This window comes from Roseovarius sp. M141 (genome assembly GCF_024355225.1).
Lineage (GTDB): Bacteria > Pseudomonadota > Alphaproteobacteria > Rhodobacterales > Rhodobacteraceae > Roseovarius.
Genome location: NZ_VCNH01000008.1, coordinates 2,037,150 through 2,050,192, shown reverse-complemented (window position 1 = coordinate 2,050,192; position 13,043 = coordinate 2,037,150). Strand labels below are relative to the sequence as shown.

Here is a 13,043-nt window from a genome sequence, read left to right as displayed (position 1 = left end):
GGTATTGCCAACGCACCCCATACATGCCGCCCGGTTTCACAGGACAGCCCCCGAGATGCCATCAGACATACCGGAGGCAAAGCTGTAATCACTCGGTCGCGGCGACGACGACAGGTTTCCACTTGTCCGGGTTCGCCTGCATCCACGCAGCGACCGTTTCCTCGACCGACTGGCCGTCAACATCGACCTCGCCCATCATCGGCTGTTGATCCTCGACGCTCAGCTTCATGTTGGCAAGAATCTCGCCCGCCGCAGGCCATTTGTCGGGCAGTCCCGACCACGAGGCTTTGAACACGCGGGTGGGCGTGAAATCGCAGTCATATGTGGCATCCGGGTTCGGGCCCCAGGCCGGATCGTCAAAGCAGGCCTGCTCGCCCACCGGCAGATCGACAAATTTGACGTCATAGGCCGACATTGCCCAATGCGGCTGCCAGAAGGTGATCAACAGCGGAGATTCTTTTTCGGTCGCGGCGCGCAATTCGGTGATCAGCGCCCCTTCGGATCCGGCCGGCACGGCCTTGAATGGCAACGCAAAACCCGTGACGCGGTCGGCGCCCGGCGTTCCCCAATCGGCGGGGTAGTCGACCAGACGGCCCGCTGGCAATGTCTCGGCTGTGGCGAACTGGGCGGCACAATCCTTCAGCGCTTCCCAGGCCGGCAGGCCGGGACAGATATCGGCCACATGCGCGGGATAGGCGATGCCCTCTTTCGCTTCCAAACCCAGATCGCCGAGTTCGGTCACGCCGCCTGCCTCGATCTGCTTGGCATATTCGTCTGACACGTTGGACGACCAGATTTCCATCGCTGCGTCAATTTCGCCGTCGGCAAGGGCCTGATACATGTTCATGTAGCCAGCCGTGACATATTCAACCTTGTAACCGGCCGCCTTGAGCATCTCGCCCGCGATGCGGGTGGTGACATGCTGCCCGGTCCATTCATTCACCGCCAGCTTGATCGGTGTGTCAACGGCGCCCAGTTCGGCGCCGTGGCCTGCGCCTGCGGCGGCTGCCATGATGGCCGCCGCGCCCAGATAGGTTTTCGGCACGCTTTTCATTCTCATCTCCCTTTTTTGCGCCAGTATTGACCGAGTAGGGCATGGTGTCACTGCCTAATCTGCTTGTTTTAGACGTGGTTTATGCTTGGATGGACAGATGAACCAGCGCACGGACCAGAAGATGAGAATCCTCATTCTTGTCACGCCGCATTTCAACATGGCCGCGACAGCCGGGTTGGTCGATCCATTTCGCGCCGCCAACTATCTGGACGGGACGGCGCATTTCGCCTGGGAATTTGCCTCAGTGATTGGTGGTGCATGTCTGGCCAGCAATGGCATGTCGATTCAGACGTTACCGCTGGCACAGGTTCAGGGCGCACTCCGCGACATGGTCATCCTGTCCTCCAGCTGGACGCCCGAGGCGCATTGCGGCGCGCCGCTGCGCAGCGCGCTCTGGCACTGGGCGCAGTCCGGGGTGACATTGGGTGCAATCGACACCGGCGCTTTCGTCCTGGCGCAGGCCGGGCTGCTACAGGGGCGCCGTGCAACCGTGCATTACGAGCATATGGACGCCTTCGGCGAGCGCTTCCCCGGCTGTGATCTGAGCGAAGAGCTATACGTCTTCGACGGCAACAGGATCAGCTGCGCCGGCGGCGGTGCATCGGTGGATTTTGCGCTACAGATCATTCGTGGCGCAAAAGGTGACGCGCTGGCCAATGCTGCGGCGCGCTATCTTTTTCATCCCGTGGTTCGCCCGCCCGGAGCCCTGCAAAATGCCGCAGTCCAAGAACCACTGGGCAGCACCGCACCAACCGCGGTCAAACGAGCCATTGCCCTTATGGAGCGCAACCTCGAAACGCCCCTGCCGATCGCGCTCATTTGCGAACGGCTTGGGATTTCGCACCGCCAGCTAAATCGCCTTTTCGCCGGGTTCGTTCGCAAGACGCCAGCGCTTTACTATCGTGATATCAGGCTGGATCGTGCCCGCGGCCTTGTCACGCAAACGGACCTCGCCATGTCCGAGATCGCAGTCGCATCAGGGTTTGCCAGTCAAGTCCATTTCTCACGCGCCTATCGCATCCGGTTTGGCCTGCCGCCCAGCCGCGACCGAATAGAGGGACGTGTACCATTCGAATTCCGCGCCTGGCCGATGCACCGCAAGCCGCGCCAAGGCTGAGAAAGTTTGTACCGACGCGTACATTTCAGATCCGCCACGCACAGCGACCGCCAAGCAATCCAACGTCAGCACTGGCACACCACACATGCGCGACCTGCCGATTGAGACCGGCCTGATGGCCCCCGAACTGGAATAACGCATGCCCGCCTGACTGTCAGTTCATGAATTTGCGCGCTGTGCACTGCGCCATCATCCAGGTCAAGTTTGCTCGCACACCGTGCTTGAGTCTCCCGCCACGGGGCACCCCTGTCATGTGCCACTCATTTGCTGCTGCACGACTTCTGTCAGTTCGGTCAAGGAAAACGGTTTTGGCAAAAAGACCGAGTTGGGAATACGCGCCTGTGTGTCACCAAAATCCTCTTCTGCGTAGCCGGACACAAAGACGACACGCACGTCGGGCCGTACCTTTAGTGCCTTTTGCACCCAGCTGGGTCCATCCATGCCCGGCATCACCACATCCGTGACAAAGACGTCTATCGTGATCGTCGGATCCTCAACGATTTTCAGCGCCTCTTCTGCTGATTCTGCCTCTAGCACGGTAAAACCACGCATCTGGAGGGCGCGCGATGCAAAAGCGCGCACCGGCGCCTCATCTTCGACCAGCAGGACAAGCCCCTCTGTCGGCGTTACCTCGATCTGTGGCTTCTGGATTGGGGTGGGGCGCAGCGTCACCGCTTCGTGTGCGGGGAACATCAGGAAAAACGTAGTGCCCCCCCCTCCTCGCTGTCGACAAAGATAAAGCCGCCAGTCTGTTTGACAATGCCGTAGGCCGTCGAAAGGCCCAATCCCGTTCCCTCGCCAGTGCGCTTGGTCGTAAAGAACGGCTCAAACACCTTTGACAAGCGATCCTGCGGAATGCCGATCCCCTCATCCCTGACGCTGATCCGGACCCAATCACCCGGCGCCACCACTGCCCTGTCACGGTGCAGGGGCGCGTCCAGTGTGACGTTCTGCGTCTCGACCCGGATCTCGCCCCCCTCGGGCATGGCATCGCGCGCATTCACGACCAGGTTCATCACAACCTGCTCGAACTGGCGTTTATCGGCGCGGATAGACCATAGGGCCGGATCGTGATTCAGTGACAAGACCACCTTTTCCCCGACCAGCCTGTTCAGCAGATGCGTCAGGTCCGACATCGCGTCGCGCAGGTCCATGATTTCGGGGCGCAAGGTCTGCTTGCGCGAATACGCCAGAAGCTGGTTCACCAGCGACGCAGCGCGATTGGCGTTCTGATTGATCTGTAGCAAATCTCCATAGTCCGAATCGCCCTGATCATGGCGGAGTAGCAAAAGGTCGCAATGTCCTGAAATCGCGGTAAGAAGGTTATTGAAATCATGCGCGACGCCCCCGGCCAACTGGCCGATGGCCTGCATCTTTTGCGATTGGACGAACTGAGCTTCAAGCGATTTCAGCTCGGTCGCGTCGTTCAAAACCGCGATCAGGATCACCTCGCCGTTTTCCATCGTACGGTTCAGCGTGACCTGTACAAACACTTCGCGATCCGACCGGCGCACGCGCAGAAATTCCGAATGCAGCGCGCCCCGCGCAAGCGCGGAATCCTCCAGCCAATCAGGAATGGAGCGGCCCAAACCTTCGAGCAGGTCAGTGATTTGCCGCCCTTTCGCCACATCGGCCCCCAAAAGATCAGCTGCCGGGCGGTTGCACAGTTCGATCGTACCGCCGCGCGCCAGTTTTAGTAAAGGCACCGGCAACTCATCGAAAAAGGTCCACTCCACCGCCGGGCCTTCGGTCGCATTTACGGTGACGCCCGGCATCAGGAAGACCTCGCGCCGCCCGGCGATACCCTCCAACTCGACGACGAGGCACGATTCTACGCCGGACTGCGTACTGACGTCGTTCATTTGCCCCGAACGAAGCGGCAGCGCGGGACAGATAAGATCAAGCGTGCGAACCCGCTCGCCAAACAGCAGACGCGCTGCGTCATTCATGTAAAGAACCGCATTGTTGCGTCCGATCGTCAGCATCGGCAGTGGCAGCGTATCACTGCGCCGGGCCACCAGGTCTGCGGATTTCTCAATCCTCCACAGCAGCGTGTCCGCCCCGGCCCTGTGGACCGACAGACGCACGTGCCCCTCGCCCGTTACAACATCCTCGTGCGCCGCGCCGCGCACACCTGCGCGCGTCTGAAGACGATACAGGATCGCACCCGGGTTCGCGATCAACGGCTGCAGCACCTCGGACAAAGCATCGAATCGCTGGGCCTCGTAGGCGCGCTGTGCCGCGTTGTTGCAGCAAATGATCGCGCCGTCAGGCCCGGTCACCACGCTGGCCGCTGCGTCATGTTCGATCAAGATACGCAAGGAATCAGCCGCGCGGGTTTCCGATACAGTGTCGCGCCACGACATACGCAGGATCCATCCTGCACACCCCCCCAGCACCAGCGCCACCAGGATCATGGCCTGTTGTTCCAGTCCCGGAGGTATCAAGAATGCGGTCACCGCAAACAGCACCGCAAAGAACAATACCAAGGCTGCATGCGGACGCAACTGCGTCGCCGCCCGCTTGATCGGGTTGAGAGAGAGTGAGGATATGGTCAAACTTGAAGGCCCTGCATTGCGACTCGCTGCCCCGACCTTTGGCTAAACCATTTAAGTCCAGCTTAACGTCGGCCAGATTTACATGTCAGGGTTGTTGGTCAGGCTATCCATCGCGGCAAAGGTGCGCCACGAAGAAACCGTCACCACCGTCCGTTACATCAAACCTGTGGGTTTCGCGCCGCACCCAGCCGGGCGACGCGGCAAGAAAGGCGTCGATCTGGTCCTCGTTTTCGGCACTGAGGACAGAACAGGTTGCGTATATCAACTGCCCACCGGGGGCGACATACTCCGCAGCCGCAGCCATGATCTGTGACTGAAGGCGCGTCAGATCGGTCAGCCGCTCGGGCGTCAGCCGCCACTTGGCCTCTGGCGCGCGACGCCAAGACCCCGAACCGGAACAGGGCACGTCGCATAAAACCATATCGAACAATGCCTTGCCCGGTGCAGGCAGCTTGTCCAGCACCGTGATATCCACGCCTGCGCGCGCCGCGCGATTTGGCAAATCCTGCATGCGCGCGGGGTCCACGTCATGCGCAGAAATCTGCGCGTCGCTCCGCGCGGCAAGGGCCAGTGATTTACCTCCGCCACCGGCACAATAGTCCAGAATGCGGGGCGCCGGGGGCAGGTCTATGTCATCCATTACCGCCTGGCTGGAGCCGTCCTGAAGCTCGACCAGCCCGTCCAGATAGGCGCGACTGCGCGCCAATCGGCGGGCGCCATGCGTCACGATCAATGCCATGTCTGCAATGGGATGCGCGCCGCAGATAATATCCTCACCGGCCAAGGCCGCTATTGCGGTGTCGCGATCCCCCTTGCGCCGGTTGACGCGCAGCATGACAGGCGCGCGCTGGCGCAAGGCCTGCGCTGTCGCTTCGGCCTTGTCGCCTAACGAGGCGCGAAACTTCTGCAATAGCCATTCCGGCATGTCGCAGGCATCAGCCCCTGTCGGGACACCCCCCGCCTCTCGCTCGGCTGCGCTTAGGGGCTCCGGGGCATGACCCACCCCGGTGAACAGCGTATCGGGATCAATCTCACCCGCACGTAACGCGCCCAACATGCGCGCGCGCCCCGTTTCGCCGCCCCCAAGGCAAGCATAGGATCGCCAGCAACGCAGTGCCTGAAACACATGGTCGCGCACCGCCGCCCGATCACCCGATCCGGCAAAGCGGGACTGCCGCGCCCATCCGATCAGTGCCTTCTCAGCGGGCACGCCGCCCGCGATGTGATCGAGTATTTCGATCGCAGCCTGAATGCGCGCGCCAGGGGTCACGCGGGAGTTACTTCAACGGTTAGATGAGGCGCGGAGAACAACATACTAATATTACGAACCAATACGATAATTCGGCGATTCCCGCGTAATCTGGACATCATGGACATGGCTTTCGCTCAGACCCGCGCCGGTGATACGGACGAACTCGCAGTTGCGGCGCATTTCATCGACCGTGGCGCAGCCGGTATAGCCCATGGCGGCGCGCAACCCGCCAACCAACTGGTGAATAACCGTGCCGGCCGCACCCTTGTAGGGCACCTGCCCTTCGATCCCCTCGGGTACCAGCTTGTCGCTGGCCGCGTCCTTTTGGAAATACCGGTCGGCCGAGCCGCGCGCCATTGCGCCCAAGCTCCCCATACCGCGATAAGCCTTGTACGAGCGGCCTTGGAACAGGATCATCTCGCCGGGCGCCTCGTCGGTGCCGGCGATCATGCTGCCGACCATGGCGCAGGACGCGCCGGCGGCAATCGCCTTGGCGAAATCGCCGGAGAATTTGATGCCGCCATCGGCGATGATCGGAATATCGCCCGCCGCCGCGACGCAATCCATGATCGCGGTCAATTGCGGCACGCCGACGCCCGCCACCATGCGCGTGGTGCAGATGCTGCCCGGCCCGATGCCGACCTTGACCCCGTCAGCGCCCGCGTCGATCAGGGCACGCACCGCGTCGCCTGTGGCGACATTGCCCGCCACGATCTGCGCGTCCCCCGCTATCGTCCGCGCGCGCTTCACAGCCTCGGCAACGCCGGCCGAATGTCCATGCGCGGTGTCGATCACGACCATGTCGCAGCCCGCGTCGATCAGGGCCTCGGTACGCTCGAAACCCGCATCGCCAACGGTGGTGGCGGCAGCAACGCGCAAGCGACCCAGACGGTCCTTGCAGGCCGACGGATTCAGGACGGCCTGCTCGGTATCCTTTAGCGTCAGCAGTCCGGTCAGCTTGCCCTTGCCGTCGGTCACCAGCAGCTTTTCGAGGCGGCGCGCCTTCATCAGGGATTTGGCCTCTTCCAGATCCGCAGGCTCGTGCAGGATCGCCAGATCGTCCGAGGTCATCATCACGCTGACCGGCGTTTTGGCATCCTGCGCAAAGCGCATGTCGCGATTGGTTACGATCCCCACGACCCGGCCCGATGCGTCGACCACCGGAAACCCGGTGACGTTATACTGCTCCTGCAGCGCCTTGGCGTCTGCGAGCGTCTGATCGGGGGTCAGGGTGATGGGGTTGTAGACGATGCCGGACACAAACCGTTTGACCTGACGCACCTCTGCCGCCTGCCGGGCGACGTCGAAATTGCGGTGTATCACACCCATCCCGCCCGATTGCGCCATGCAAATTGCCATGCGCGCTTCGGTCACCGTATCCATGGCCGAGCTGAGCAATGGGATGGTCAGCGCAATAGATTTCGTGACCCGCGTGCGTACGTCGGCTGTGCTGGGCAGCACGGTCGACGCGGCAGGAACCAATAGGACATCATCGAAGGTCAAAGCCTCACGAATCTTCATCACGTTTCTCCATGAACAGATCGTTTGGCAACTCCCTATTTCACGGATATCACCGGTGCGAAAGGCCAAACCCGACCGAACGGCAAAACGTGGCTTGCCGCAGGGTGACAGCGCGGGCTAACTGAACCGGTCTATTTCAAATCGGAGCATTTCATCATGAGCGCACAAGGCACCGGGCGGCTGGATCTGCCCTTCGTCGGCATCTCGACCTTCGGCAAACGGCCCTATGTAGCGGACTGGGCCGCGATCGACGCCGATATCGCCATCCTCGGCGCGCCCTTCGATGGCGGCACGCAGTTCCGGCCCGGCGCGCGGTTTGGCCCGCGGTCGGTGCGCGAGGCATCGACGCTGTTCAGCTTTGGCCTTGGCGGCGCGTATGATCACGAGGACGACGTCACTTATCTGGGCGAAGACGTGCGCATCGTCGATATCGGTGACGCCGACATCGTCCACACCAACACAGTGCAGAGCCACGCAAACATCGCGACCGGTGTGCGCGCCATTTTGGATGCCGGCGCCCTGCCCGTCATCATCGGCGGCGATCACTCGATCAACATTCCCTGCATCGACGCGTTCGAGGGACATGGCGACATCCATATCCTGCAGATCGACGCCCATCTGGATTTCGTCGACGTGCGCCACGGTGTGCGCAACGGCCATGGCAACCCGATGCGCCGCGCCGCGGAGAAGTCATATGTCACCGGCCTGACGCAGGTCGGCATCCGTAATGTCAGCTCCACCGCCAAGGACGGCTATGACGCCGCCCGCGCCATGGGCTCGGACATCCTGTCAGTCCGCCAAGCCCGCGATCTGGGCGCCGAAGCGCTGGCCAAGCGTATTCCCAAGGGCGCGCGCGTCTATGTCACGATCGATATCGACGGCTTCTGCCCCTCCATCGCGCCCGGCACCGGCACGCCCAGCCATGGCGGCTTTCTCTATTACGAAATGCTGGAGTTGCTGCAAAATGTCGCGCAAGCGCACGAGATCGTCGGCATAGATCTGGTCGAGGTGGCCCCGGCCTATGACCCCACTGACGGCACGTCCATCCTGGCCGCACAGGTGCTGCTGAACCTGCTCGGCTTCATCATGCACGCGCGCAAGGGGTGAGCCGCACCTTTCATCGTTCCCAAAATACTCCCGCCGGAGGCGTCCGGCGGGTCAAATCGTCGAAACCTCGACCTATAGCGCAACAAGTGCAAAGAAATACGTGCCCCAGAGACACTTTTTTCGCCTCGCCTGCTTGACGCCCCCGCCGCCCGGTCATAATGTGCGCCTCGCACGTACAAAGGAGTGGTCCCATGGAGCTGCTAGTTGTAGTAACCCCGAAAAAGCGCATGGGCCGGTAACCGGACACCCAGAAGGTACCCCATGCGCCCCCGCCAAACCGGGGGTTTTTTTATGCGCGCAAGCGGAATGATGTCATGAACGGAGCAAAACAATGACACGTCAGATGACCGGAGCGAAAATGGTGGTTCAGGCCCTCAAGGATCAGGGCGTGGACGTCGTCTTTGGCTATCCCGGCGGCGCGGTCCTGCCGATCTATGACGAAGTGTTCCAGCAAAACGATATCCAGCACATCCTGGTGCGCCATGAACAGGGCGCGGTCCACGCCGCCGAAGGTTACGCCCGCTCGACCGGCAAGCCGGGCGTTGTTCTGGTGACATCCGGTCCGGGTGCGACAAACGCGGTGACGGGCCTGACCGATGCGCTGCTCGACAGTATCCCGATCGTTGTACTGACCGGCCAGGTGCCGACTTTCATGATCGGGTCCGACGCCTTTCAGGAGGCCGATACGATCGGCATCACCCGACCCTGCACGAAACACAACTGGCTGGTCAAGGATACGGCCAACCTCTCGGCGGTCATCCACGAGGCATTCCATGTCGCCACCGCAGGCCGCCCCGGCCCGGTGTTGATCGACATCCCCAAGGATGTGCAATTCGCCAGTTCCACCTACACGCCGCCGCAAAAGGTGCGCACCGGCCACTATCAGCCGCAGGTCAAGGGCGACTTGGACGCGATCACCGAACTTGTCGCGGCTATGGAAACCGCCAAAAGGCCCCTGTTCTATACCGGCGGCGGCGTCATCAATTCCGGCCCCGCCGCCAGCCAGCTGCTGCGCGAGTTGGTCGAGGCGACGGGCATTCCGATCACTTCGACGCTCATGGGCCTCGGCGCCTACCCCGCCAGCGGCAAGGCGTGGCTGGGGATGCTGGGCATGCACGGCCTTTATGAGGCGAACATGGCGATGCATGATTGCGATCTGATGATCAACATCGGCGCGCGGTTTGACGACCGCATCACCGGGCGGCTGGACGCCTTCAGCCCCGCCTCGAAAAAGGCGCATATCGATATCGACCCCAGTTCGATCAACAAGGTGATCAAGGCCGATATTCCCATCGTGGGCGACATCGCCCATGTGCTGGAGGACCTGCTGAAGGTCTGGAAATCGCGCGGCCGCAAGGTGAACAAGGAAAGCATCGCCAAATGGAACGCCCGCATTGACGAATGGCGCAAGGTCGATTGCCTCAGCTTCAAGCAGGACGGCCCCACGATCAAGCCGCAATACGCGCTGGCGCGGCTGGAGGCACTGACCAAGGATCACGACCGCTACATCACCACCGAAGTCGGCCAGCATCAGATGTGGGCCGCGCAATATCTGGGCTTCGAGGATCCGAACCGCTGGATGACCTCCGGTGGACTGGGCACGATGGGCTATGGGTTCCCGGCCTCCATCGGCGTGCAGATGGCGCATCGCGACGCGCTGGTCATCAACGTCGCGGGCGAGGCAAGCTGGCTGATGAACATGCAAGAAATGGGCACCGCGATCCAGTTCCGCCTGCCGGTCAAGCAGTTCATCCTCAACAACGAACGCCTCGGCATGGTGCGCCAGTGGCAGGAATTGCTGCATGGCCAGCGCTATTCGCATAGCTGGTCCGAGGCGCTGCCCGATTTCGTCAAATTGGCCGAAGCCTTCGGCGCCAAGGGCATCCGCTGCTCGGACCCCGCCGATCTGGACGACGCGATCATGGAAATGATCAAATACGACGGCCCGGTGATCTTTGATTGCCTCGTGGAGAAGCACGAAAACTGCTTCCCCATGATCCCTTCGGGCGAGCCACATAACAAGATGCTGCTGGGCGAGGCATCAACCAAGGATGCCATCGGCTCCAAAGGTGCGGTGATGGTTTAAGAGTGGCGCGCAACATTCGCCATCCAATTGATTTTTCGCAGAAAAATCGCGCCCCCGTGGTGCTGCTGCAAAGGAGCTGACATGTCCGCACTGAATATCAAGAAAGGCTCGAACAAGCATTCGGCCTATAACCTGCGCCCCACATTTTCGGATGTGGAAGAGCGCCACACTCTCGCCGTTCTTGTCGACAACGAGGCGGGCGTTCTGGCCCGCGTCATCGGTCTGTTTTCGGGCCGGGGCTACAACATCGACAGCCTGACCGTGGCCGAAATCGACGCCGAGGGGCATACCAGCCGCATCACCATCGTCACCACCGGCACGCCGCAGGTGATCGAGCAGATCAAGGCGCAGCTGGGCCGCATCGTGCCGGTCCACGAGGTTCACGACCTCACCGTCGAGGGCCCAGCGGTCGAACGCGAGCTGGCCCTGCTGAAGGTGGTTGGCGACGGCGACAAACGGGTTGAGGCGCTGCGCCTTGCGGACATTTTCCGCGCCAATGTTGTGGACAGCACGCTTGACAGCTTCACGTTCGAGATTACCGGCACATCGGAAAAAATCGGCGCTTTCGCTGACCTGATGCGCCCGCTCGGCCTGGCGGCTCTGGCCCGCACCGGCATCGCCGCATTGCCGCGCGGCGTCTAACCGGGACGTTGGCAGAAATTGCTGCGGCAAAGCAATTTCTGGATACGAAAAAGCGGACCCGCCCGGGTCCGCCACTGTTTCTGGATGTCAACCTTGCTGCTTGATCTGGCTCAGGCGTAGGCCACCCGCTTGATCTGATTGAACGGGAGGATCTGAGCCGCCGGCCTGCCGCTATTGGCCGGAATCGGCGAGTCGCCCCGGATCACACCCATGCGCGTACCGGCCTTTTTCAGTTCGGCGGTCAGGGCGGGATGGCTCCGGCGGGTGACCAGACGCGGCATATCCGCAAGGCGCACGTCGCCGGTGTCGCGCAAATTAAACTCTACCAGATCGCCGGCCGTCATAGCCGCATCACCGCCATCAGCGCCCCTATAGAACGCCAGATCGCCATGATCCTCACACCAGATAACGGCCCGATTTTCGCGTTGATCTGTCCAAAGAACTACTCCGTACATGTATATTCCCCCCAAAAACTCAAGTCTTGCGGCATTCATCATTCTTGCCGACTGATTGCTTGCCCTGAAGTTCGCAGCGCGTTATCGCCATCTTGAACAGGGCCCTTCCGTGTATTCAAAATGTCGTGTTCCCGTGCGGTCGGCCATGTCTGAATGCGCATTTGATATGGGGTATTTGTGTCATAATGCGCAATTACTGACGCTAGTTAGCGTCAGATGCCGTGACAAGCTGCCATAGACATGTTCAAATGTTCTTCAACACGTTGAAAGCAACCGGTTAGTGAGAGACCGTCATGCGATGGTTCAACACATAGCATAGCCTTCACACCCCGCTGCCCACCCGGGCGCCCCTCGCCACGCTGAATGACGGAATGTGTCCATGACTGCGACAGTCACCCACCCTGCCGAGCGCGCCAAAGACCCCGCGCAACTGCGTGCAATTTTCGGCGAAAACCTGCGCTCGCTCAGCGCCGATTACCCATCGATTGCAGGGCTTTGCCGCGATTTGGGGATCAACCGCACCCAGTTTAATCGCTATCTTAGCGGCGATAGCTTTCCGCGGCCCGACGTCCTGCACCGAATCTGCCAATTCTTCGACACAGACGCCCGAATCCTGCTGGAACGGGTCGAACTAATGGGCAACGCATCGTTCGATCTACTCAGCCATCCCGCCGTCGCCGGATTCTTTGGGGCCGCGCCGATTGCCGTGCCGACGGATTTGTTTCCAAACGGTATCTATCGCTTTGTGCGGCGCAGTTTCATCGACGAGGCGCAATTCGTCATGGGGCTGGTGCTGATCCACCGCGAAGACGGCTATACTTTCCTGCGCGGATACGAACCGCGCGAGGCGATGCGCAGCCAAGGCCTGTCCACCGCCCCGCGCGACCGCGAATTTCGCGGCATCGTCATGCGCCAGGAAGAGGGGATCATGATCATCGTCACCCATCGTAATTCAATGGCCTGCTCGTTCAACTTCCTCACGCCCGAAACCTCGTTTCAGCGCAACCTCTGGGAAGGCTACGTCACCCGGACCGTGCGCGAAAAGATCAGCGGCATCCGCGCCGCCCGCATGGTGTACGAACATCTGGGCAGGAATACCGGCGCCATCCTGTCAGCGGCGCGCACGGCGGGATTGATCGGAATCCAGGACGTCCCCCCCTTTCACACGCGCCTCTTGCGATTGGATCAGCCGTTCCGCTGACGCCTTGCGATGTCGCGGTGAGCAAAGTCACGTCGCGTCCGTTCGGTTTT

At 61.3% G+C, this 13,043-nt stretch carries 9 protein-coding genes and 1 pseudogene; 5 read left to right on the top strand and 5 right to left on the bottom strand.

From position 1 onward, the window contains the following. Positions 1–88: 88 nt before the first annotated feature. Positions 89–1,054: an ABC transporter substrate-binding protein gene (locus FGD77_RS14000; RefSeq protein ID WP_255010696.1), complete on the bottom strand. Its 966-nt coding sequence runs from the start codon at positions 1,052–1,054 to the stop codon at positions 89–91. Between the two features lie 121 nt (positions 1,055–1,175). On the opposite strand from FGD77_RS14000, the gene FGD77_RS13995 reads away from it, so the two are divergent. Continuing rightward, a complete protein-coding gene (locus tag FGD77_RS13995; RefSeq protein WP_255010694.1) occupies positions 1,176–2,171 on the top strand; it encodes a GlxA family transcriptional regulator in 996 nt (331 codons plus the stop codon). A gap of 249 nt (positions 2,172–2,420) precedes the next feature. Here the strand turns inward: FGD77_RS13995 and FGD77_RS13990 are convergent. The 3 genes and pseudogenes from FGD77_RS13990 to guaB form a co-directional block, all read right to left on the bottom strand. Further along, positions 2,421–4,588 (bottom strand): annotated as a pseudogene (locus FGD77_RS13990) (ATP-binding protein). Positions 4,589–4,832: 244 nt separating this feature from the next. Next, positions 4,833–5,999, bottom strand: coding sequence for an RsmB/NOP family class I SAM-dependent RNA methyltransferase (locus tag FGD77_RS13985; protein WP_255010693.1), 1,167 nt, complete (start codon positions 5,997–5,999; stop codon positions 4,833–4,835). A 51-nt stretch (positions 6,000–6,050) separates the two neighbouring features. Further along, the gene (gene guaB, locus FGD77_RS13980) at positions 6,051–7,502 is read right to left on the bottom strand and encodes an IMP dehydrogenase (RefSeq protein WP_255010690.1); all 1,452 of its coding nucleotides are present in this window, start codon (positions 7,500–7,502) and stop codon (positions 6,051–6,053) included. A 156-nt stretch (positions 7,503–7,658) separates the two neighbouring features. On the opposite strand from guaB, the gene speB reads away from it, so the two are divergent. The 3 genes from speB to ilvN all read left to right on the top strand — a co-directional run bounded on the left by speB (position 7,659) and on the right by ilvN (position 11,337). Next, complete coding sequence (speB, locus tag FGD77_RS13975; protein WP_255010688.1) at positions 7,659–8,609, top strand: agmatinase; 951 nt, start codon at positions 7,659–7,661, stop codon at positions 8,607–8,609. Positions 8,610–8,940: 331 nt separating this feature from the next. Then, complete coding sequence (locus FGD77_RS13970) at positions 8,941–10,695, top strand: acetolactate synthase 3 large subunit (RefSeq protein WP_255010685.1); 1,755 nt, start codon at positions 8,941–8,943, stop codon at positions 10,693–10,695. Positions 10,696–10,776: 81 nt separating this feature from the next. Further along, positions 10,777–11,337, top strand: a complete 561-nt coding sequence (gene ilvN, locus FGD77_RS13965) for an acetolactate synthase small subunit (RefSeq protein WP_255010683.1) — start codon at positions 10,777–10,779, stop codon at positions 11,335–11,337. Between the two features lie 110 nt (positions 11,338–11,447). Here ilvN and FGD77_RS13960 read toward each other — a convergent pair whose 3' ends face one another. Then, on the bottom strand, positions 11,448–11,834 hold the full coding sequence (locus FGD77_RS13960; protein WP_255010680.1) for a hypothetical protein: 387 nt from the start codon (positions 11,832–11,834) through the stop codon (positions 11,448–11,450). A 337-nt stretch (positions 11,835–12,171) separates the two neighbouring features. Between FGD77_RS13960 and FGD77_RS13955 the strand changes: the two genes are divergently transcribed. Beyond that, complete coding sequence (locus FGD77_RS13955; protein ID WP_255010678.1) at positions 12,172–12,993, top strand: helix-turn-helix domain-containing protein; 822 nt, start codon at positions 12,172–12,174, stop codon at positions 12,991–12,993. Positions 12,994–13,043 lie beyond the last annotated feature (50 nt).